At 51.6% G+C, this 21,755-nt stretch carries 20 protein-coding genes and 1 pseudogene; all 21 read left to right on the forward strand.

Translation table 11 applies throughout. The features are described 5' to 3' along the window. Nucleotides 1-207, forward strand: a pseudogene (locus QW71_RS32800) (polysaccharide biosynthesis protein); the annotation flags it as partial. Nucleotides 208-281: 74 nt separating this feature from the next. Then, the gene (gene mazG / locus QW71_RS32805; RefSeq protein ID WP_039309508.1) at nt 282-1,781 is read left to right on the forward strand and encodes a nucleoside triphosphate pyrophosphohydrolase; all 1,500 of its coding nucleotides are present in this window, start codon (nt 282-284) and stop codon (nt 1,779-1,781) included. A gap of 263 nt (nt 1,782-2,044) precedes the next feature. After that, nucleotides 2,045-2,317 carry an HU family DNA-binding protein gene (locus tag QW71_RS32810; protein ID WP_039309509.1) on the forward strand — a complete coding sequence of 91 codons (273 nt, stop codon included), beginning with the start codon at nt 2,045-2,047 and terminating at the stop codon, nt 2,315-2,317. After that, nucleotides 2,317-2,595 carry an RNA-binding S4 domain-containing protein gene (locus QW71_RS32815; protein ID WP_036723951.1) on the forward strand — a complete coding sequence of 93 codons (279 nt, stop codon included), beginning with the start codon at nt 2,317-2,319 and terminating at the stop codon, nt 2,593-2,595. Before QW71_RS32810 ends, QW71_RS32815 begins: the two co-directional genes overlap by 1 nt. 143 nt (nt 2,596-2,738) lie before the next feature. Continuing rightward, complete coding sequence (gene yabP / locus QW71_RS32820; protein WP_039309510.1) at nt 2,739-3,023, forward strand: sporulation protein YabP; 285 nt, start codon at nt 2,739-2,741, stop codon at nt 3,021-3,023. After that, nucleotides 3,020-3,583 carry a spore cortex biosynthesis protein YabQ gene (yabQ, locus tag QW71_RS32825; protein WP_039309511.1) on the forward strand — a complete coding sequence of 188 codons (564 nt, stop codon included), beginning with the start codon at nt 3,020-3,022 and terminating at the stop codon, nt 3,581-3,583. The genes yabP and yabQ overlap by 4 nt, the downstream gene beginning before the upstream one ends. 22 nt (nt 3,584-3,605) lie before the next feature. Further along, on the forward strand, nt 3,606-3,938 hold the full coding sequence (locus QW71_RS32830; RefSeq protein ID WP_039309513.1) for a septum formation initiator family protein: 333 nt from the start codon (nt 3,606-3,608) through the stop codon (nt 3,936-3,938). 128 nt (nt 3,939-4,066) lie between these two features. Continuing rightward, on the forward strand, nt 4,067-4,567 hold the full coding sequence (locus QW71_RS32835) for a S1 domain-containing RNA-binding protein (RefSeq protein ID WP_039309515.1): 501 nt from the start codon (nt 4,067-4,069) through the stop codon (nt 4,565-4,567). A 442-nt stretch (nt 4,568-5,009) separates the two neighbouring features. Further along, nucleotides 5,010-7,517, forward strand: coding sequence for a stage II sporulation protein E (gene spoIIE, locus QW71_RS32840; RefSeq protein WP_039309516.1), 2,508 nt, complete (start codon nt 5,010-5,012; stop codon nt 7,515-7,517). Nucleotides 7,518-8,340: 823 nt separating this feature from the next. After that, nucleotides 8,341-9,087, forward strand: a complete 747-nt coding sequence (locus QW71_RS32850) for a hypothetical protein (protein ID WP_039309519.1) — start codon at nt 8,341-8,343, stop codon at nt 9,085-9,087. Then, nucleotides 9,077-10,015: a serine/threonine protein kinase gene (locus QW71_RS32855; protein ID WP_039309521.1), complete on the forward strand. Its 939-nt coding sequence runs from the start codon at nt 9,077-9,079 to the stop codon at nt 10,013-10,015. Before QW71_RS32850 ends, QW71_RS32855 begins: the two co-directional genes overlap by 11 nt. Nucleotides 10,016-10,089: 74 nt before the next feature. After that, a complete protein-coding gene (gene tilS / locus QW71_RS32860; RefSeq protein ID WP_039309522.1) occupies nt 10,090-11,532 on the forward strand; it encodes a tRNA lysidine(34) synthetase TilS in 1,443 nt (480 codons plus the stop codon). Between the two features lie 45 nt (nt 11,533-11,577). Beyond that, nucleotides 11,578-12,117, forward strand: a complete 540-nt coding sequence (gene hpt / locus QW71_RS32865; protein WP_039309523.1) for a hypoxanthine phosphoribosyltransferase — start codon at nt 11,578-11,580, stop codon at nt 12,115-12,117. A gap of 111 nt (nt 12,118-12,228) precedes the next feature. Then, nucleotides 12,229-14,280 carry an ATP-dependent zinc metalloprotease FtsH gene (ftsH, locus tag QW71_RS32870; protein ID WP_039309524.1) on the forward strand — a complete coding sequence of 684 codons (2,052 nt, stop codon included), beginning with the start codon at nt 12,229-12,231 and terminating at the stop codon, nt 14,278-14,280. 211 nt (nt 14,281-14,491) lie between these two features. After that, complete coding sequence (gene nadA / locus QW71_RS32875) at nt 14,492-15,430, forward strand: quinolinate synthase NadA (RefSeq protein WP_039309543.1); 939 nt, start codon at nt 14,492-14,494, stop codon at nt 15,428-15,430. Nucleotides 15,431-15,469: 39 nt separating this feature from the next. Beyond that, nucleotides 15,470-17,086: an L-aspartate oxidase gene (gene nadB, locus QW71_RS32880; protein WP_039309525.1), complete on the forward strand. Its 1,617-nt coding sequence runs from the start codon at nt 15,470-15,472 to the stop codon at nt 17,084-17,086. Then, complete coding sequence (gene nadC, locus QW71_RS32885; RefSeq protein WP_039309526.1) at nt 17,076-17,948, forward strand: carboxylating nicotinate-nucleotide diphosphorylase; 873 nt, start codon at nt 17,076-17,078, stop codon at nt 17,946-17,948. The genes nadB and nadC overlap by 11 nt, the downstream gene beginning before the upstream one ends. Further along, nucleotides 17,948-18,715 carry a type III pantothenate kinase gene (locus tag QW71_RS32890; protein WP_039309527.1) on the forward strand — a complete coding sequence of 256 codons (768 nt, stop codon included), beginning with the start codon at nt 17,948-17,950 and terminating at the stop codon, nt 18,713-18,715. The genes nadC and QW71_RS32890 overlap by 1 nt, the downstream gene beginning before the upstream one ends. Before the next feature lie 47 nt (nt 18,716-18,762). Then, nucleotides 18,763-19,647: an Hsp33 family molecular chaperone HslO gene (gene hslO, locus QW71_RS32895; RefSeq protein WP_039309529.1), complete on the forward strand. Its 885-nt coding sequence runs from the start codon at nt 18,763-18,765 to the stop codon at nt 19,645-19,647. Nucleotides 19,648-19,656: 9 nt separating this feature from the next. After that, nucleotides 19,657-20,601, forward strand: a complete 945-nt coding sequence (locus tag QW71_RS32900; RefSeq protein ID WP_083442826.1) for a peptidylprolyl isomerase — start codon at nt 19,657-19,659, stop codon at nt 20,599-20,601. Between the two features lie 126 nt (nt 20,602-20,727). Continuing rightward, nucleotides 20,728-21,666, forward strand: coding sequence for a cysteine synthase A (gene cysK, locus QW71_RS32905; RefSeq protein ID WP_039309530.1), 939 nt, complete (start codon nt 20,728-20,730; stop codon nt 21,664-21,666). The last annotated feature ends 89 nt before the right edge of the window (nt 21,667-21,755 follow it).

Here is a 21,755-nt window from a genome sequence, read left to right on the forward strand (position 1 = left end):
GGGGGCAGAGCGGCGGACGCGGCCGGCTTCGGCGGCGGGCGGACCGCTGCGCTGGCGCAGAGCCTGCTCGGCGTGCTCGCAGGCTGCGCCGTCTTCGCACTCGGCGCAGTGGCGCTGCGGCTGCTCAGCGAGAATGAACTGCGCCAGCTTCCGGGCTTCGGCCCCCGGCTGGCGGACAAGCTGAAGAAGCTGCGCCTGTTCCCTTAAGGCTTACTAATAATTTACATAGGGCCACCGGCTGCACGAGCAGCAGGCAGATGCCCTCAAAGGAGTAGACAGGCATGAGTGCAATACTAACGGTAGTCGGCCTCGGGTCCGGTAATCCGGACCGGCTGACACTGGGCATTATCAAGAAGCTCAAGGCGGCATCCGCCGTTTACGTGCGGACCGCAGAGCATCCCGCTATGGCTGCACTGGCTGAGCTTGAGATTTCTTCGGAGTCTTTCGACGGGCTGTATGAATCGTTATCCTCCTTCCCTGAGGTCTACGAAGCCATTACGGCAACCCTGATTGAGAAGGCAGCGGCGGCGCCGCATGGTATGGAAATCGTCTATGCCGTGCCCGGACATCCCATGGTTGCTGAATCCGCTGTATCCCTGCTGCGCCAGCGCTGCCCGGAGGCCGGCATTGAGTTGAATATCCTCGGCGGCGAAAGCTTCCTCGATGAGGCATTCGTCCGTCTGGGCTTTGATCCGATTGAAGGGTTTCAGCTGCTCGATGCTTCGGGCATCCGCAGCTCCCAGCTCCACCCGGAGCTGCACACGTTGATCGGACAGGTCTATGACAGCTTCACTGCATCAGAAACCAAGCTCTGCCTGATGGAACTGTACCCGCCGGAGTATGAAGTAATTGTCGGACATGCTCTCGGTGTAGAGGGCGAGGAGCAGATTCTGCGTGTGCCGCTGTATGAGCTGGACCGGCTGGACGGATACGGCAACCTCTCGCTGGTGTATGTTCCAATCAACCATGCAGAGGATGCGCGAAAGCGTACGTTTGCCCGGCTGCATGAGATTGTCGATATTTTGCGGAGCCCGGAAGGCTGTCCCTGGGACCGTGAGCAGACCCATGAATCCTTGCGCAAGAACCTGATCGAAGAGACTTATGAGGTGCTGGAAACGATTGATGAGGATGACCCGGACCATATGAAGGAAGAGCTGGGCGACCTGCTGCTCCAGATTATGCTTCATGCCCAGATGGAAGAGGAGCTCGGCACATTTAGCGTCTATGATGTAATAGAGGGGCTGAATGAGAAGCTGATCTTCCGCCATCCGCATGTATTCGGTGACCAGGTTGCCGGCAATGCCGAGGAGGCGCTGCAGAACTGGGACGGCATGAAGGCCGAAGAGAAGCGGCGCAAAGGCGTGAAGCCTGAAGCGCTATCCGCGCTCAGCGGGGTTCCCCGTGACCTGCCTGCACTGATGAAGGCTTACAAGCTGCAGAAGAAGGCCTCCAAGGTGGGATTCGATTGGGATAATACCGGGGATGTCCTGGCCAAAATCCGTGAAGAGGTCGACGAACTGCAGGAAGCGATTGAAACGGGGCTGTCTGCCGAGGAGCAAATGCTGGAGCTGGGTGATCTGCTGTTCGCCGCAACCAATGTAGCCCGCTTCATCGACGCTGATCCGGAGGAAGCGCTGACCCGCACAAACCGCAAGTTTATCTCCCGGTTCCAGTACATTGAGCAGCGGCTGCTTGATAGAGGTACTAGTGTTCAAGACAGTAGTCTGGAAGAGATGGAGGCTCTCTGGCAAGAAGCCAAGACGGAAGAGCGGAGCCAGTAGGGTATACAGTGCCGGAGAAACGGTAATGCTGTGAACAGGACCATAAATCTCTGATTTAAAATGCAAAGAGAGGTTTATAATGTTATAGTGCTATAAGCCCCGGTTCTCTGCCAGCGGTTACTTTTTTAAAAAAAGGGCGGATCATGGCAGGAATTGAAGGTAGAATCAAGAATATCATAAAGACGAAATGACGATTTGCGGCAAATTTTGCCAGCAAACCGGACTTTCATTTATTTTTTGTATCCTAGGAGGAACTTCAAATTATGAACAAGACAGATCTGGTAAACAACATTTCCGAAAAAAGCGGATTGGCCAAAAAAGATGTAGAAGCGGTACTCAACGGGGTTCTGGGCGAAATTACAGAAGCTCTGGCAAGCGGAGATAAAGTGCAGCTGATTGGATTCGGTACTTTTGAAACCCGCAAACGTTCCGGCCGTACCGGCCGTAACCCGCAATCGGGCACACCTATTGAAATCCCTGAATCGACTGTACCGGCCTTCAAGGCAGGTAACAAGCTTAAAGAAGCCGTTAACTAATGCGTCTGGACAAGTTCCTGAAAGTTTCCCGTCTGATCAAGCGCCGCACCGTGGCCAAGGATGTGTCCGAACAGGGCCGGGTTCTGATCAATGGACGGGAATCCAAACCGAGCAGCACTGTGAAGATCGGTGACGAGATTACCGTGCAGTTCGGCCAAAAGCTTGTGACGGTCAAAGTCGAAAAGCTGGTGGAGACCACCCGCAAGGACGAGGCCGCCGGAATGTATACCCTGCTCCGTGAAGAGCCTGTGGCCAAAAGCACCGGACTCGACTGGTAAGGCAGATATATATTCAGGCAGTAATCGAAAGCGTAACTTTACTCTATGTGAAGTTGCGCTTTTTTACGATGCATGGCACTCCTTCATGTTCTATACCCTGTCCTTCCGTCATAGATTAGAACCAAGAAGGAGGGGTACATGCTATGATCGAGCCAGCCAAAGTCAATAAACAACATGATCTGCACATGCACAGCCGTAAACAGGTCGAACTTACGGGCGTGCAGAATGTAGAGAGCTTTGACAGCGAGGAGTTTCTGCTACGTACGGAACTCGGCCATCTCACCATTCGGGGAAGTCATTTACATATCAAAAATTTAAGTCTGGAGAATGGATTGTTGTCACTTGAAGGCAATGTTCATTCCCTGATTTATCTGGATCCCGGTACGCAGGGCAAAAATAAAGGGATTCTCCGTAAGCTGTTCAAATGAATCCCGCGGTCCAATGGATCACCCTGCTCTATATGGTGCTGGCCGGCACAGCCATGGGACTGGCCTATGACAGCTACCGGGTGCTGTCGCTGAAGCTGAGCTTTCCCAAATGGCTGAATGCGCTGCTGGATCTGCTGTACTGGATAGCGGCTGCCCTGTTCGTCTTTCGCATGCTTTATGCCGGAAATCAGGGACAATTGAGGTTTTATGTCTTTCTCGGACTCTTTCTAGGTGTATGGATCTATTTTTTGATCTTCAGTGTTACGGTGCGGCGTTTTGTGTTAATGTTAATTCAGTCGGTTCAGTATACGTGCAGACTGCTATGGAGATGTATTGAGATAGTGATCGGATGGCCGCTTCTCTGGCTGTGGCGCCTTGTGAAGGGAACGCTGCTGCTGCTCTGCCGGGTCCTGCTCTATATTTTGAAGCTGCTGCTGCGTCTAACCAAGCCAATCTGGGTACTTCCTGTAAGGTGGGTCTCTCCGTATCTTTCCCGGTTCTATCATAGTGCCAGGGTGGTGAGGATCACTAAATGGATATCGGAATGGCGGAAACGCTGATCTTGAACTGGGGGTACGCTGTATGAACAGATTCTCTGCGGAAGAGAAGAATAATAACAATAAGGCTTCGGCCGCAGGCGCGAAGAGAAGAAAGTTTATATGGATTTTTGTAGTGGCGGTATTCTTCGGCTGGGCCGGGTTTACTTTCTTTGCCCAGAGTTCAGCTATTGCCGACAAGACTGAACAGCTTGCGAAGAAGCAGCAGAGCAATGAAAGTGTCACAGCTTCGCTCAACCAACTGAAATATGAAGTCTCGCGGCTGAATGATGATGAGTATATCGGACAATTAGCGCGTAAATGGTATAATATGTATCCAGAAGGTGAATCACCTATCCGCACAGAGCAATCTGAGTAATAAAAGCAGGCTAAAAGGGGCTTTCGCTCTGTTGCCTTGCTTTGTTCTTTACTGTATAATCAAATCACCGCAGACAGGATGAACTTAATATTCGTCTGTATATTTTTAAGGGAGGATCATTTTATTCTATGGCAATTGAAGTGGGCACCAAGTTAGAGGGCAAGGTGACAGGCATCACGCATTTCGGAGCATTTGTGGATCTGTCAGGAGGTGTCACAGGTCTCGTTCACATCTCGGAGATCGCCGATAACTACGTCAAGGATGTTAACGATCATTTGAAGATTGCGGATGTAGTAACCGTCAAGGTGATCAATGTTGACAAGGACGGCAAGATCGGACTTTCCATTAAGCAGGCCGTTGATAAGCCGGCGTCAGAAGTACGTCCCCCCAGAGCTCCAAGACCAGAACGTCCAAGCGGTGGAGACCGTTTCGGCGGTGGCGGCAGTGGCGGAGGCGGCGGTGGTGGATTCAATCGTGAACGGGGTGGGCGTCCATTCAAGCCTGCAGCCGGTAAACCTTCATTCGAGGATAAAATGTCACGCTTCCTGAAAGACAGCGAAGAACGGATATCTTCGATCAAGAAGAACACAGAAGGAAAGCGCGGCGGCCGTGGAGCCAAGCGCGTATAATCTGAGTCTTGCACATCATAAATAACCGCTGGGGCTTCACGCCCTTCGCGGTTTTTTTGTATGTCCTGGTAATTGTTCAATTCCTGGCATTTGCCCGCATTCGCAGTAAGCTCTGTAATAACTTCAGTGTAGGATTCGCAGCCGGGCTGTTTTTTGTCGGCCACAAACAAATTGCCGACAGCATCCAAGCCATTCTCACATAACTCTAGGGCAATCGCTGACGAATGTCTGCGGGGGCACCGGCAACGTCCGCCGTCATGACCAGCCCCGGCAAGGGCTAACCTTTTGCTCCGTAAGGGTTAGAAAGGTTTTTTCATAAAATGTCGGCAGAGGCTTTTTTGTCGGAATATTTTTACAGCCTGCTCTCTGTTTCTGACAAACTTTCATAAGACCCCCGCTATATAATGAGAACCATAAATTCTTATACGGGTGGTGCAGGGGAATGAGTAAAAGCAATGTGGTGAATTTGCCGGAGTGGACAAGAGCAGGAAGCAAAGACAAGGTTCAGAAGGAAGCTTGGAGTACACGTCTGAAGGCGTGGAGTATGAAACAGCCGGTCCTCCAGTTCATCGCGGTCAAGAAGTGGGCACTGCTGCTGAGTCTGATGGGCTTTTTACTGGGCCGTGCCATGATTTTGGACGAGCTGACTCCCTTTGCTGCCGCTTATTTTGCCGTCATTGTATTTATGCGCAGGGACTCTACGCTGCCTGTGGCTGCGGCTATTCTTCTCGGAAGTCTCTTTACCCCGTTTCCCGGTGCTATAGTGGTTGCCGCAGAGCTGATTATCTTTTATCTGATTTATAAAGGAATGGAGAACTTCCAGCGGGTGGATCTGTCCTATGCGCCGCTAATGGTATTCGTGGCTTCTTTTATGGTGGGACTGTTCCGGGTGGTGATCGGACCGACGCTGGCCTGGTATCCGCTGATGATGGCAACGATTGATGCCTTGCTTGGGTTTGTGCTGACGCTCGTATTCCTGCAGGCGCTTCCGGTGTTTACTTATAAGCAAAAAAGCAGGGCGCTTCGCAATGAAGAGGTCCTCTGCCTGATTATTCTGCTGGCCTCCGTGATGACAGGCCTGGTCGGGTGGACGGTAAACGGCCTTTCTCTGGAGCATATTTTATCGCGTTTTCTCATTCTGCTCTTTGCCCTTGCCGGTGGAGCCCCGCTCGGGGCAGCCGTCGGTGTCGTCACCGGTCTGATCCTTAGTCTGGCTGATGTAAGTGCCATTTATCAGATGAGTCTGCTGGCCTTCTCCGGTATGCTAGCGGGAATGATGCAGTCCGGACGCAAAGGGGCCGTCTCTATCGGGATGCTACTGGGTTCAACCATATTGTCGGTATATTTCATGGGACCGGGCGATGTGATGAATTCCACCTGGGAGACCTGCGCGGCCGTAGTGTTGTTTCTTCTGACACCTAAAGGCATTATTTCTGCCATTGCCAAATATGTACCGGGCACTGCTGATCATAGCCGCTCTCAACATGAATATGCCCGCAGAGTGCGGGATATTACAGCAGACCGGGTTACCCAGTTCTCTCAGGTATTCCGTCAGCTCTCCAGCAGCTTTGGTCAAATTCCCCGTGCCACGGAAGCAGGTAAAAGCGACCGTGAAATGGAGGATTTTATGAAAACGGTAACGGAAGGGGCCTGCGCCGGCTGCATCCGGCGTACCCACTGCTGGGATGCCAAGTTCTATCAGACATACAGATATATGACCGATATGATGACTACTGTGGAGGAATGCCCCGACATTACAGCGGCCCAGCTGCCTCCGGAATGGAACCGGATCTGCGGAAAGACGGGCGAAGTACTGGAAGTAATGAAGGGCCAATATGAACTCTATCAGCATGATATGCGCTGGAAGCGGCAAATATACGACAGCCGCCAATTTGTTGCCGAGCAATTATCCGGGGTCTCTCAGGTTATGGAGGATCTGGCGAAGGAGATCAAGCGGGAGGGCCAGGCGATGTACCGCCAGGAGGGACAGATTCGCGAGGCGCTGGAGAAGCTGGGCCTGTCAATTCACACCATAGAGATTCTAAGCCTTGATCCCGGCCGGGTAGAGATTGAAGTGGTGCACGCTTATACCCGGGGCTTTGACGAATGCCGCAAAATGATTGCCCCGCTGCTCTCCGATATCCTGGAGGAGAATATTGCAGTTGTAAGTGAAACAGCAGTGCATCCGCGCGAAGGCTTATCCATGGTGACTTTTGGTTCGGCCAAAGCTTATGAAATCAATACCGGTGTAGCCGGGGCTGCCAAAGGAGGCGATATAATGTCCGGTGACAGCTTCAGTACGGTGGAGCTCGGAAATGGCACCTTTGCTGTGTCGATCAGCGATGGAATGGGCAACGGCGAGCGAGCCCGGATGGAGAGCAGCGCTGCGCTATCCATGCTGGAGAAGCTGCTGCAATCCGGGATGGATGAGAAGCTGGCGGTCAAATCCGTCAATTCGATTCTGCTGCTGCGTTCCCCGGATGAATTCTATGCAACCGTGGATATGGCGCTGATTGATCAATATTCGGCGCAGACCATCTTCATGAAGATCGCGTCAGCACCAAGCTTTATCCGGCGGGGCAGCGAGGTTATTCCGGTGACAGCCAGCAATCTGCCGATTGGAATTATTAAAGATATCGAAGTGGACCTGGTCACCATGCAGCTGCGTCCCGGAGATATTCTCATTATGATGACCGATGGTATTTATGATGCGCCCGGATATGCCGTTAATAAAGAGATATGGATGAAACGCCTGATTCAGGAGCTGGAAGGCGATGATCCTCAGGATATGGCCGACAGCCTGCTGGATAAGGTAATCCGTTACCAGGGCAATGAGATCCATGATGACATGACGATTGTCGTCAGCCGTGTCGATCATTTCCATCCGGAGTGGTCCAGCCTGCATATGCCGGGCGTGGGCCGAATGGAGAGACCGCGTACAGTTAGTTAGGTAACCTATCATTCACCTGACATTGTTCTTTCATTATTATCTATTAAGTAATTGCGCTTAGCACGCAGCCATGTATTTCAAGGACCTCTGGGGTGTATAGCTTCGCCTCTGCATAGGCATGAAATGTTGTACTGAGTGCAGCTTTGATGTGAAGATACCCACGTGTTTGGGAAGATTGTTGTACAAATTACAAGAATTGCTCCGCTAAATGGCTTGGAAGCTGAGAAATCCTGCATTTCGTACAACAATATCCGTTTAAGGATGATTTCATGAGGGGAATGTTGTATTTGGTGCAGGATTTTTAGACCTCAGACTGGAGGAGCGATAGCGGGCGCTTAATAGTTTTTTGCAGGGAACTTATCAATTCAGCTGTAGCAAATACCAGATTTCCAGCAACAGCTAAGTCGTTGATCACCACTGGAGGTTCCAAATATTCCTCTGGCTGTGGCCTGTGGGCTAAGAAATCTTGTTTCAATAGGCGGGTGCACTCCATCGATCCACCCGCCCGCCCTGCCCCGCCCCGTTTCAACCGCCCCGCCGCTGACTCAGCGGCGATTGCTTCAGATTGTTGGTCTTATCGTGAGGTTAAGGAACGGAGAGGAATTTTGGAACTGTAGAAGCGGCAGCGTTCGCCTTTGTCCCCGGATTTGCACCTTATAACAAATTTAATAAATCCGGGGACAACAGCGATCGAAAGTCCAAATATTTCTTGCAGTTCCCCGGCCTCACGATAATTTATCTGAAGCTCCGCTAAGCGGCGTTTGAAATCTCTCTACCTTGGATATGCTAGAACTAGATACAAGGCAAAGGGGAGTGAACGGTCATGAAGCAGATACTGCTTATTACTGACGGTTGTTCGAATGTGGGGGAAAGTCCGGTACTTGCGGCGGCGCATGCCCGGCAGGAAGGCATTACGGTCAATGTCGTAGGTGTCGTGGACTATGGAACGATCGGTGAACTCGGAAGCCGGGAGATCGCTGATATTGCCAAAGCGGGAGGCGGACTCAGCCGGATTGCCTCAACGTCGCAGCTGGCGCAGACCATTCAGATGATGACCCGCAAGACCGTGGTTCAGACGATCCAGCAGGCGGTTAATAAAGAGGTAAAAAAAATTCTCGGCGAGGGTTCCCTTGAAGAACTGCCTCCGCAGCAGCGATCGCAGGTGGTTACGGTTGTCGATGAGCTGACCGAGACTTCTCCGCTGCGCATTGCCCTCTTAATTGATGCAAGTGCGAGCATGAAGCCCAAGCTGGGTGCCGTGGAGGATGCCATCCGTGATTTGGCACTCAGTCTGGAGGCACGGGAAGGGCGGAGCGAGCTTGCCGTGTTCCATTTCCCCGGGCACACCAGCAGTGAAGATGCCGTGCTGGATATGGACTGGACGCGGAATGTATCGGAAGTCCGCTCACTGTTCTCCAGGCTGAAGATGCGGGGAGCTACTCCGACAGGACCGGCTATTTTCAAGGTGCTCGAACATTACCGTTATGATAAACTGGATGAACCTCGTGACTATCTTGCGAATGGAGATGACGAGGCAAGAGAAGGGATGATTGGTGGGTATGTCGTCTAATCCACCCTATCCGGCAGGCACTGTAATTACCGGCAAATGGCGGGGGAACCGTTATGTTGTGGAGCGGATGCTGGGGAAAGGGGCAAACGGAACCGTATATCTTGTGCAGCGGGAAGGCCGGCGGGAGCGGTATGCGCTCAAAATCGGATACGATACGCTGGAGCTGCAGTCAGAGATCAATGTACTGACCTCTCTGCAATCCTGCCGTAAACGCAGCGAGCACCGGGCGCGCAAGGAGTCACCGTTGTCCTCTTACCTGCTGGAATCGGATGATTTCAAGGATAGGGACCATACTCCTTTCTACGTGATGCGTTATGTGGAGGGCAGACCGCTGCATCATTTTTTGTCCAGGAACGGGGCGTCCTGGCTGGGGCTTGTCGGCATGAAGCTTCTGGAGAAGCTGCAGACCCTGCATGAGTGCGGCTTTGTGTTCGGAGACCTTAAGCCGGAGAATGTCATGGTATCCAGTTACGGGGAAGCCGAGCTGATTGACTACGGAGGCGCGAGTCCCCTGGGACGCAGCGTGAAGCAGTTTACCGAATGGCATGACCGCGGATTCTGGAACGCCGGCAGCCGGACGGGAGACGAGAACTATGATCTGTTTGCTTTTGCCGTACTGTGCCTGCGCCTGCTTAATGAAGAAGGTCTGAAGTCCGCAGCCCAGCAGCTGCCGCAGACCCGGAGTGTGGATGAACTGCTGAAGCTGGCCAGAAATCTGCCTGACAAGAAGCTGGCCTCCTGGCTGTGTCTGGCGCTCAAAGGCGGTTTTCCCGGTTCCGCACAAGCTGCGGAGATCTGGAGAAATCAGATATACAGAGCACGGAAGACGGGAAAAGATACGATGGCAACTCCCCGCTGGCTCAAAAATGCGTTTGCGCTGTCTTTATTTCTGCTGGCCTTTACGATCTACTGGGTATTCCGTTTTTGAAATTATACATAATACCAGGGTGCTGGAATTCCGGAGCAAGACAGGCAAGTGATCTGCAAGAAAGGATGCCGCATATGGAACAAATGAAAGAACTGGTGGAATCCGTACTGGAAGCTGCGGCTGAGCATGAACTGTGGCAGCCCCATGACACCATTGTAGTCGCAGTTTCCGGAGGGCCGGACTCTGTGGCTCTTTTGCGTATTTTGCACGAGATAGCCGTAAACCGGATGCCATTAACTCTGGTCTGTGCCCATGTGAATCATGGCTTCAGAGCCGAATCAGCGGAAGAGGCGGAGTTTGTCAGGAAGTTGGCTGCTGAGCTGGGAATCCCTTTTGAGCTCGCGGAGTTTGATATTCCATCCATGGTCAAGGAAATAGGACTGGGTCCGGAAGGAGCGGCAAGGGAGAAACGCTATCAATTTCTGATTGAAACCGCGCACCGTTACCATGCACGTTCTGTTGCACTGGCCCATCATGCCGATGATCAGGCCGAGACCGTGCTGATGCGGCTGCTGCGGGGGAGTGGTCCTTCGGGGCTTGCAGGCATGCGCTGGAAACGGACTGAAAAAAAGGTGGAACTCATCCGCCCCTTCCTGCGTATTAACAAAACAGCTCTTGTCGGCTTATGCCGGGAAGAGGGGTTTGCTTACGCGGAGGATGCCAGCAATCTGCTTATGAAGTATAAGCGGAACGCGATCAGGCTGGAAGTATTGCCCCTGCTTGAACAGCATAATCCGAGAGTGAGACAATCACTTCTGCAGCTGTCTGAAATTGCCGGTGCGGAAGATGAATATATGGAGGCGAATGCGGCAAAATGCTTCGAAGAGCTTGTTTTTATCGAGCATGGAAAATACACCTTGAAGAGAGCTTCATTTGCGGCCCTACCCTCCGCTTTACAACGGCGTTTGATTAAACTAATATTAAATTATCTGTCAGCGGATTCATCTGCGATGGATTTCCCCAAGATTGAAGCTGTGCGCCGGGGAACGCTGCAGGAGCACCCCACCGTATGGACTTTGGATTTGGGCGGGGGTTTCGTCTGTATGCGGCAATATGACACCCTTTTGTTCTCGTCCAAGCCCTTGCTTCGGCAGGTGAGCTATACATACCCTCTGTCTTTGCCTCATCCCCGGATCAACCTGAAGGAGATAGGAAAAGTTATGACGATGAAGGTGCTGGAGAGAGAAGATTTTTTTGCACAGGAGGAGGACTCTGGGAAGATGTCGGCTTGGTTTGACGGCGATGAGCTCGTCTTACCACTCACCATCCGTTCCCGATTGCCTGGAGATACCATAAGGGTTATGGGATTAAACGGAAGCAAAAAGGTAAAAGATATTTACATTGATGATAAAATACCTTCTTCCGAACGCTCTGCGATTCCCCTCGTTTGTGATGGTTTGGGCAATATCGTCTGGATTCCGGGCGTAAGGCGCTCGATGCATGCCGCAGTAGGGCGGCACACGGCCTCGGTGCTTCTCCTGTCCATGGAAGACATGGAACAGGGCGAAGAAACGTAATGGTCGAAGTAAGTCTTTCATAGTATAACTTAGGAGGTTCGCAAGTTGCAGAATGATATTCAAGAAATCTTGATCAGCGAAGAAGAAATCCAACAAAGAATCAGGGAGCTTGGCGCCCAGCTGAGCAAGGAATATGCAGGCCGCACACCTTTAGTCATCTGTGTACTCAAAGGTGCGTTTATCTTTATGGCGGATCTGGTTAAAGTGATTACAGTACCCGTTGAGATGGACTTCATGGCAGTATCCAGCTACGGCGGTACGACCAAATCCTCCGGTGTAGTCAAAATCATCAAGGATCTGGACACATCGGTTGAAGGCCGCGATGTTCTGATTGTCGAGGACATTATCGACAGTGGTCTTACGCTCAGCTATCTGATTGAGATGCTGCAGGGCCGGAATGCTGCTTCCGTCAACGTAGTCACCCTGTTCGATAAACCTTCAGGCCGTGCAGTTAATCTTGAAGCCGAATATACCGGCTTTGTGATTCCTGATGCTTTCCTGGTAGGCTATGGACTCGACTATGCCGAACTGTATCGGAACCTCCCATACGTAGGTGTACTGAAGCCTGAAATTTATTCCAAATGAACCAATCGACAGCCTTAGATTCAAGGATCACTTTTCTGGATTTCCTGACAATTTGAGGAGTCTGGTCAGGCTATGGTACAATAACTTGAGCGTTGTGAGAGGAGGTAGGGGATGAATCGGTTCATCCGGAATTCTGGTTTTTATTTGATTTTATTTTTAGTCGTGGTGGGCATTGTCCAGTTTGTAAGCAATGGAAATGAATCCGCCGATTTCCCTAGATATGATGAGTTAAGACAGGAGATCAAGGACAATAATGTGAAGAGCCTGACGGTTCAGTTTGAGGGTAACGCATTTCTGGTTACAGGCGAATACAAAGAATTGCCGCCCGAAACTAAATCGAAGAATTTCTCCACTTATGTTCCTCCTACAGATCGGGCCCTTGATGAACTTATAGCTGCCAGTGAAGTTAATGGCGTGGAGCTGACTCAGAAGAAAATGGAAGGCGACAGCATCTGGCTGACATTCCTTTCTTCCATCATTCCATTAGTTATCATGTTCATCCTGTTCTTCTTCCTGTTTAACAATGCACAGGGCGGCGGCGGCAAGGTCATGAATTTCGGCAAGAGCAAAGCCCGGTTATATAATGAAGAGAAGAAGAAAATCAGCTTCGAGGATGTTGCAGGAGCTGATGAAGAGAAACAAGAGCTTGTGGAGGTCGTGGAATTCCTCAAGGATCCGCGTAAATTCGCAGCTGTAGGTGCACGTATTCCTAAAGGGGTACTCCTTGTGGGACCTCCGGGAACAGGTAAAACCTTGCTGGCCCGTGCGGTAGCAGGTGAAGCCGGTGTTCCATTCTTCAGCATCTCCGGTTCCGACTTTGTGGAAATGTTCGTCGGTGTCGGCGCATCCCGGGTACGTGATTTGTTCGAGAATGCGAAGAAGAATGCTCCTTGTATCATCTTTATCGACGAAATCGATGCTGTGGGACGTCAGCGCGGCGCAGGACTTGGCGGCGGACATGACGAACGCGAACAAACCCTTAACCAATTGCTCGTTGAAATGGACGGCTTTGGCGGCAACGAAGGCATTATCATTGTCGCGGCTACTAACCGCGCCGACATACTGGATCCGGCATTGCTCCGTCCAGGCCGGTTTGACCGTCAGATTACGGTTGACCGTCCAGACGTGAAGGGCCGTGAAGCTGTACTGAAGGTTCACTCCCGCAACAAACCGCTTACCAAGGATGTTCGGCTTGACGTAATTGCCAAGCGTACAACCGGCTTCACCGGTGCGGATCTGGAGAACCTGCTTAACGAAGCGGCACTGCTTGCTGCACGCCGCAACCGTAAGGACATTACCATGCGTGAAGTGGATGAAGCGATTGACCGTGTAATTGTCGGCACAGAGAAACGCAGCCGCGTAATCAGTGACCGCGAGAAACGTATTGTAGCTTACCACGAAGCAGGCCATACCATTGCCGGCTACTTCCTCGAGCATGCCGATGTGGTGCATAAGGTTACCATTATCCCGCGCGGCCGCGCAGGTGGATATGTCATTATGCTTCCTAAGGAAGACCGGATGATCGTTACCAAGCAGGAACTCTTGGATAAGGTTACCGGATTGCTTGGCGGACGTGTTGCTGAAGAATTGTTCATTGGCGAAATCGGCACAGGCGCTTATAGTGACTTCCAGCAGGCTACGCGCATTGTGCGTGCGATGATTATGGAATATGGAATGAGCGATAAGCTTGGGCCATTGCAGTTCGGCACATCCCAAGGCCAAGTCTTCCTTGGCCGTGATATCGGACATGAACAGAACTACAGTGACTCCATTGCTTACGAGATTGACCAGGAAATGCAGAACCTTATCCGTAGCAGCTATGAGCGCTGCAGAGAGCTGCTGACCAAGCATTCCAAAGAAATGCACCTGATTGCGAACACCCTTCTGGAGAAGGAAACGCTGGAACTTGATCAGATCACAGAATTGATTGAGCAAGGCTACCTGACGGAGGATGGCAAACCGGAAGAAGCAGAGGCAGTTACGCACGAAGCGGGCGAGCCAGTAATTGATTCTATCGGTGATGTACGTGTACGTATTCAAGGCAAATCCGACGAAGAACCGCCATTCCTTGGCGATCTATCCAAGGATATTCCGAATAAACCGGATCCTGAAGAAGGAAACGGTTCGGATGATGGCAACAAAGGCGGCGGAAGTCTGGTTTAATCGCTGAACAAAATATCGTAATATTATCCGGAGAACCTGAGGTTCTCCGGATTTTTCTGTCTGTAGGTACATCAAGACATAGAGCTACACCCGGTCTGCCCGCATTGACAGGGGGTGGAACGTTGTGTACATTAGTGATTAAATATTAAATAAATTAACTTAATAGAATGTACTGGCTATATGCCATGAAGACATAAGGGGGAGAATGACCGTGGAAGCTCTGGCGCTTGAGCGCAAGCAGGAACAGAATCGTGAACTTCGTGTGCGCCTCGAACAGCTTAAGAAAGAACGGAATGCAATAATTCTGGCTCATTATTATCAGCGTGATGAAATTCAGGAAGTAGCGGATTTCCGTGGCGACTCTTTTTTACTGGCTCAGAAGGCTGCGGAGACAGAGGCAGATGTGATTGTATTCTGCGGGGTTCATTTTATGGGGGAAAGCGCCAAGATTCTTGCGCCGAACAAAACTGTTATAATTCCTGATGAACGCGCCGGCTGTCCTATGGCGGATATGGTCAACGTGGACGGACTCCGGAAGCTGAAGGCGCAGCATCCTAATGCCAAAGTAGTAACCTATATCAACTCCTCCGCTGAGATCAAAGCGGAAACTGATATTTGCTGTACCTCTGCCAATGCGGTGAAGGTGATTGAATCGCTTGATGCGGAAGAGATTATCTGGGTACCCGATAAGAACCTGGGCCAATATGTTCAGGATAAGACCGGCAAGAAGCTGATTATATGGGAAGGCTACTGTAATACTCACGATATGCTTACCGTCAAGGATGTAGTGGAGATGAGAGCCAAATATCCGGAAGCGGAATTTGTGGTACATCCGGAATGCCGTCCTGAAGTGGTGGCCATGGGTGATTATGTGGGCAGCACAACCTCGATTATAGAGTATTGCCGGAAATCGGACCGCCGGCAGTTTATCGTGGGAACTGAGGATGGAACCGGATATCAGCTGCGTTTGGACAGTCCGGATAAAGAATTCCATTTTGCCACCAAATTCCTGGTTTGTCCCAATATGAAGGTTAACAATTTAAAGAAACTGGTAAAATGCCTGGAGACGATGAAGCCGCAGATTTATGTACCGCCCGCTGTCGCCGACAAAGCCAGAACTTCCCTAGAGCGCATGCTACAAGTCCGGTAGCATGCGCTACTCTTTCGTTGAAACAGGTGAAAAGCGGTCATGATTCCACAATATTTGGTTGATTTCGATCTTCAGGGGCTTCCTGTAATTAAGACAGACTGTATTGTGATTGGTTCAGGCATTGCCGGTTTGTTCACAGCGATCAAAGCCAGTGAAGACCGGAAGGTCATTATGATTACGAAGAAGACAGTCATGGAGAGCAATACACGGTATGCCCAAGGGGGGATTGCCGCTGTGTTCTCAGACGATGATTCTCCGGTATATCATCGTCAGGATACCCTGATGGCCGGTGCGGGGCTAAACTCCTCTGCGGCTGTTGATGTACTGGTGAATGAAGGTCCGGAAGGCGTCCGCGAACTCATCCGGCTCGGGACGAAGTTCGACAAGGAGAATGGCGAGCTTGCGTTAACGCAAGAGGCAGCACATAGCCACCGCCGTATTCTGCATGCGAATGGGGATGCTACAGGCTATGAAATTGTCCGCGCCTTGGCTGAGCAGGCAGAGCAGCATAAGAATATCGAGGTATGGGATGACCATTATGTCATTGATCTGATTACCGTAGACGGGGAATGCGTGGGGGCACTGGTACAGCGGCCGGGAGGCGGACGTTTGTTCCTGCAGGCCGATGCAACCATCCTATGCTCAGGCGGAGCAGGGCAATTATACCGCTATACGACCAATCCCGAAGTGGCAACCGGTGACGGTGTAGCCATTGCTTACCGGGCTGGAGCCCATGTACGGGATATGGAATTCATCCAGTTCCACCCGACAGCGCTCAGTTATCCTGGAGCCCCGCGCTTCCTGATCTCGGAAGCAGTGCGCGGTGAAGGCGCTGTGCTGCGCAATATCAACGGAGACCGGTTTATGGAAAGGTACCATGAGCTGCTGGAACTGGCCCCGCGCGATATTGTGGCCCGGGCGATTGTGAGCGAGATGGAGCTGACCAAATCCACCTTTGTCTACCTTGATATTACACATGAATCAGCGGATATGGTCAAACACCGCTTCCCGACGATCTATGAGACCTGTATGAGTTATGGACTGGATATTACAAGTGACTGGATTCCAGTGGCTCCTGCTGCGCATTATATGATGGGGGGCGTCAAGACCGATCTGAACGGGGAGAGCACCGTTTCCCGCCTGTTTGCCTGTGGCGAGGTTTCTTCTACAGGGGTACAGGGAGCCAACCGGCTGGCCAGTAATTCCTTGTCGGAAGCGATTGTCTTTGGCCGCCGGATCGTAGAGCGCATCCGTCAGCTCCCGCCGCTTGGGCGGGATACAGTATCGGCAGGCTGTGACCAAGGCCGGGTGGAGTCGCCTACTCAGGCTATTGTGGAGCGGCGTCTGAAGCTACAAAAGGTTATGGTACGCTACGCCGGACTGCGGCGGAACCAGGAAATGCTGATTAAAGGACTGGATGAATTAAAGCGTCAGCTGCCGATTTTTAATGCGGCACTTACCAAACGTGAAGAATACGAGTTCGCTAATATGCTTACGTGCTGCCTGCTGATTACCGAATCAGCGCTGGCACGGGAGGAGAGCCGCGGCGCTCATTATCGCGAGGATTATCCGCTGCGGAATGATGCAGAGTGGCAGAAGCATCTGCTCCAGATTCGCGAACTGGGAATAGTGGAGGAATTAAGTGATGATGTTTAATGGTTATAATGAAGAACTGCTCCAGTCTATTAAGGGGTGGCTGCAGGAGGATGTCGGATCAGGGGATATCACAACACGTACCACTATACCCCAGGGACATGAATCCAAGGGGATTATCCATGCCAAAGAGGCCGGAGTAATCTGCGGAATTCCCGTGGCTGAACTGGTTTTTGAAGTGGTAGACCCGACACTCGTATTTACGGCATTGGTACAAGAAGGCCAGCCGGTGTCCAAAGGCACGGTCATCGCTGAAGTCGAGGGCAGCACGCATGCCATTCTTACAGGCGAACGGCTCGCCCTTAATCTGATGCAACGGTTGTCCGGTGTGGCCTCGCGGACGGCGTCATTCGTGCAAGAGCTTCAAGGTCTGCCTACCCGGCTGGTGGATACCCGCAAGACAACACCAGGTCACCGGATGCTGGAGAAGTATGCTGTTCGCATAGGCGGCGGAGCCAATCACCGCTTCGGCTTGTATGACGCGGTAATGATTAAGGATAATCATATCAAGGGCGCCGGAGGCATTCGTCAGGCGGTAGGGCGCGCCCGGGCCAATATCCCCCACACCATGACGATCGAAGTGGAAACGGAAAGCCTGGAGCAGGTAGAGGAAGCACTCGCTGCGGGGGCGGACATTATCATGCTTGATAATATGTCACCTGAGCTGATGGCGGAAGCGGTAAGAAGAATCAGAACCAAAGCGCGGCATGTCAAAATCGAGGCTTCAGGCAATGTATCTCTGGAAACGGTACGCGGGATTGCAGAATCGGGTGTAGATGTTATTTCTGTAGGCCGGCTTACCTATTCCTTCGCCAGTCTTGATATCAGTCTGGATCTGAATGGCAAGAAAGGCGGAAATCTCTAATGATACTTGTCGTTGATATCGGGAATACGAACATCGTGCTTGGAGTCTACCGGGGGCCTGAGCTGCTTCATCATTTCCGGCTTAGTACAGCGCGTCAATCGACTGTGGATGAATATGGTGTCCTGATTCATAATCTGTTCCACATGTCGAATATATCGTTTAAAGATGTAGAGGGCGTCATCATCTCCTCGGTTGTTCCGCCGCTGGTTCAGGTTATCGTGGAAATGTGCGTGAAATATATCGGCAAAGACCCGCTGCTCGTAGGCCCCGGAATCAAAACCGGGCTTAATCTGCGTTATGAGAATCCGCGCGAAGTGGGCGCAGACCGGATTGTAAATGCTGTTGCGGCTATCGAGCAGTATAAATGCCCGCTCGTGGTCGTTGACTTTGGTACGGCAACTACGTTTGACTGTATTGATGCCGGAGCGAACTATCTTGGCGGGGCAATCGTGCCGGGTCTGGGGATCTCTACAGAGGCCTTATATCAGCGGGCATCCAAGCTGCCGCGGATTGAGCTGGAGAAGCCCAAGAAGGTTATCGGGCGCAATACTGTCCACGCGATGCAGGCAGGAATTATTTTTGGCTATGCCGGCCAGGTAGAGGGAATTGTAAGACGCATTAAGCTGGAGATGAATGCGCCCGTTCTCAAGGTTATTGCTACAGGGGGGCTTGCTCCGCTGATTGCCGGCGAGACAGATTGCATTGATGAGGTTAATCCGATGCTGACGCTGGAAGGATTACGTATTATTTACAACCGTAACAAATAATCATGAAATGAAACCTTATACAGACAGGTAGGAGGAGTAAGCACCCAATGGAAAAAAAGAAGGATCGGCTTATCCGGGGAACTGCCATGAACGGGAAGGTCAGAGCGTTCGCAGTCCGGACAACAGAACTTGTCGACGAATTGCGGCGCAGACATGATACCTATCCGACAGCTACAGCTGCGCTTGGCCGTACTGTAACCGCCGCAGCCATCATGGGCGCTATGCTCAAGGGTCAGGAGAAGCTGGCGATTATGGTCAAAGGGAATGGACCGATCGGACAGATTACGGCCGAATCCAATGCCCTGGGCGAGGTTCGCGGTTATGTGAGTAATCCGCATGTTCATCTGCCGAGCAATAGCCTTGGCAAGCTGGATGTTGCAGGTGCTGTGGGTACGGAAGGATTCATTGATATCAGCAAGGATCTGGGGATGAAAGAGCCGTATCGCGGCAGTGTGCCTATTGTCTCAGGGGAACTGGGCGAGGATTTCACTTATTATTTTGCCATTTCGGAACAAACACCTGCTGCTGTAGGGCTGGGTGTATTGGTGGAGACAGATAATTCGGTAAGAGTTGCCGGAGGGTTCATCATTCAACTGCTGCCCGGCCTGACAGATGAAGAGATCACCGAGATTGAGCATGCCGTCGGAGCGATGCCTTCAGTGACGGCGATCCTGGACCAGGGCCTTGAGCCTGAAGAGATGCTTCGCTTGCTGCTGCCGGATGCTGTAGTCCTTGATGAACTCGAGATCTCTTTTGTCTGTCAATGCTCGCGTGAGCGGATAGAAGAGACACTGGTCAGTCTGGGCCAGCACGAACTGGAGCAGCTCATCGAAGAAGATGATCAGGCTGAAGTCATATGTCATTACTGTAATGAAGCTTATGTGTTTAACAAGGATGAACTGCAGGTAATCCTCGATCAAGCGAAATCGTAGGGCTATGAGATGATGACAAGACAGGAGCGCGCGCTGCGCAATACCGTTATATTACTCGCCGTCGCGACCTTAATGCTTGGAGGTCTTTTATTCTGGAGCCTGCGTGCAATGGCCCTGCTTAAGGGTGAGGCTGCAGACGGGGAGGCTTCGGATATTGCTGCCGCCGGAGACCAGCCGGTCACGGACCGGGAATGGATAGATGAACTCAAAAAAAAGCATGGAGATGAAGTGCTGCTGGGCATGCTTAATCATATCGTTGTTGGCAAGGAAGCCAAAGCTCTCGGTATTACGGTGACCGATGAGGAGATTGAGCAGGAATTGAAGCGCGGCATGTCCGGCTACGGCTCAGAGGAGCAGTATTATGACCAGATGCAATCTGAGCTTGGTCTTTCCCGTCAGGAGCTGCATGAGGAAACCGCGTACCGGCTGACGCTTCAAGCGGTAGCCACCGCCGGTATCACGGTCAGTGAAATTGAAATTGATGATTATTTGGCCCAAAACGCCGAGAGATTCACTCCCAGGAAGCAAATGCAGCTCTCTATGATTAAGCTGGCAACCTATAACGGGGCTAATCAGGTTATGGACCGCCTGGAGCAGGGAGAGGATTTCGCCGGCTTGGCGAGAGAGGTATCCACAGATGAGGAGAGCCGCCAGCATGGCGGTAATATCGGAACAGTGGAGGAGAATGATCCGTTCTGGCCGGAGGAGCTGCTGAAGACAGCAGCGGGCCTTGAGGCGGGAGACATCGCAGGGCCGCTGCAGGTCGAAGGCGGCTATGCTGTGATCCGGCTGGAGAAGCTTATTGATCCCGGGAAGCCGGATCAGGATGAGCTCCGAGGGCTGATACGCCAGGAGCTGGCGCTGGAACAGGCGGCGCCCCTGCAGCAGGTGGAAAGCGATTTGCGTGCCAAATACGCTACAGCAATATATATTGACAACAGCCTGCAAGATTGATAATATGAGATTAAATGTAAAACCTACTGATTTAGTCGGAAATAATAAGCGGCACAACATATGCTGATCATAACTGTCACAGGTTCCGCACCCAATTCATCTATCATCCCAAGGAGGTTTTTGCTCATGGCTAAAGTCGTCAACAGTGTAACAGATTTGATCGGTGGTACACCGCTCGTTCGTCTGGGTCGGATTGTTCCAGAAGGTTCCGCAGAAATTTACTTGAAGCTGGAATATCAAAATCCGGGTTCGAGTGTGAAAGACCGCATCGCTATCAGTATTGTGGAAGAAGCTGAGAAAGACGGTTCCCTGAAACCTGGAGGCACCATTGTAGAAGCGACCAGCGGTAATACAGGGATTGGCCTGGCGCTTGTTGCTGCTGCCAAAGGCTACAAGGCAATTATTGTTATGCCTGAAACGATGAGCCTTGAGCGCCGCAACCTGCTGCGTGCTTATGGTGCTGAGCTGGTATTGACTCCAGGATCCGAGGGGATGAACGGGGCAGTTAAGAAAGCTGAGCAAATCCTCAGTGAGAATCCGGATTATTTCCTTGCAGAGCAGTTTAAGAACAAAGCCAACGTGAAGATTCACCGCGAGACCACTGGACCGGAGATCGTTGAAGCAATCGAATCCATTGGCGGACCCCTGGATGCGTTCATCGCAGGTGTCGGTACAGGCGGAACGATTAGTGGTGCGGGTGAAGTGTTGAAGAGCCAGTATCCTGATGTGAAGATCTATGCTGTAGAACCTGCAGCTTCCCCAATTCTGGCCGGAGGCAAACCGGGTCCCCACAAAATCCAGGGGATCGGTGCCAACTTCGTTCCTGACATCCTGAACCAGGATATCTATGATGAAATCATTCATGTAGAGAATGACGAAGCTTTCGAAACAGCCCGCCGTGTAGCCAAAGAGGAAGGCGTTCTGTCCGGTATTTCTTCCGGCGCTGCTGTATTCGCTGCCCTCAAAGTAGCTAAGGAACTGGGCGCAGGTAAAAAGATCGTTGTTATTATCCCAAGTAACGGCGAACGTTATCTGAGCACACCGCTGTATAACTTTGAAGTATAATTGCTGAGAACCAGCAATTCAGAAGAGCCTGCGATCCGCTTCCATAGGGATATCGCAGGCTCTTTTTCTAAATAATAAGCATTTATAAG

It is taken from the genome of Paenibacillus sp. IHB B 3415 (assembly GCF_000802655.2).
Lineage (GTDB): Bacteria > Bacillota > Bacilli > Paenibacillales > Paenibacillaceae > Paenibacillus_AQ > Paenibacillus_AQ phytohabitans.

Bases quoted from the DNA above. Each gene is read 5' to 3' on its own strand.
- mazG (WP_039309508.1), top strand. From the start codon at position 282: ATGAGTGCAATACTAACGGTAGTCGGCCTCGGGTCCGGTAATCCGGAC.
- QW71_RS32810 (WP_039309509.1), top strand. From the start codon at position 2,045: ATGAACAAGACAGATCTGGTAAACAACATTTCCGAAAAAAGCGGATTG.
- QW71_RS32815 (WP_036723951.1), top strand. From the start codon at position 2,317: ATGCGTCTGGACAAGTTCCTGAAAGTTTCCCGTCTGATCAAGCGCCGC.
- yabP (WP_039309510.1), top strand. From the start codon at position 2,739: ATGATCGAGCCAGCCAAAGTCAATAAACAACATGATCTGCACATGCAC.
- yabQ (WP_039309511.1), top strand. From the start codon at position 3,020: ATGAATCCCGCGGTCCAATGGATCACCCTGCTCTATATGGTGCTGGCC.
- QW71_RS32830 (WP_039309513.1), top strand. From the start codon at position 3,606: ATGAACAGATTCTCTGCGGAAGAGAAGAATAATAACAATAAGGCTTCG.
- QW71_RS32835 (WP_039309515.1), top strand. From the start codon at position 4,067: ATGGCAATTGAAGTGGGCACCAAGTTAGAGGGCAAGGTGACAGGCATC.
- spoIIE (WP_039309516.1), top strand. From the start codon at position 5,010: ATGAGTAAAAGCAATGTGGTGAATTTGCCGGAGTGGACAAGAGCAGGA.
- QW71_RS32850 (WP_039309519.1), top strand. From the start codon at position 8,341: ATGAAGCAGATACTGCTTATTACTGACGGTTGTTCGAATGTGGGGGAA.
- QW71_RS32855 (WP_039309521.1), top strand. From the start codon at position 9,077: ATGTCGTCTAATCCACCCTATCCGGCAGGCACTGTAATTACCGGCAAA.
- tilS (WP_039309522.1), top strand. From the start codon at position 10,090: ATGGAACAAATGAAAGAACTGGTGGAATCCGTACTGGAAGCTGCGGCT.
- ftsH (WP_039309524.1), top strand. From the start codon at position 12,229: ATGAATCGGTTCATCCGGAATTCTGGTTTTTATTTGATTTTATTTTTA.
- nadB (WP_039309525.1), top strand. From the start codon at position 15,470: ATGATTCCACAATATTTGGTTGATTTCGATCTTCAGGGGCTTCCTGTA.
- nadC (WP_039309526.1), top strand. From the start codon at position 17,076: ATGATGTTTAATGGTTATAATGAAGAACTGCTCCAGTCTATTAAGGGG.
- QW71_RS32890 (WP_039309527.1), top strand. From the start codon at position 17,948: ATGATACTTGTCGTTGATATCGGGAATACGAACATCGTGCTTGGAGTC.
- hslO (WP_039309529.1), top strand. From the start codon at position 18,763: ATGGAAAAAAAGAAGGATCGGCTTATCCGGGGAACTGCCATGAACGGG.
- QW71_RS32900 (WP_083442826.1), top strand. From the start codon at position 19,657: ATGATGACAAGACAGGAGCGCGCGCTGCGCAATACCGTTATATTACTC.
- cysK (WP_039309530.1), top strand. From the start codon at position 20,728: ATGGCTAAAGTCGTCAACAGTGTAACAGATTTGATCGGTGGTACACCG.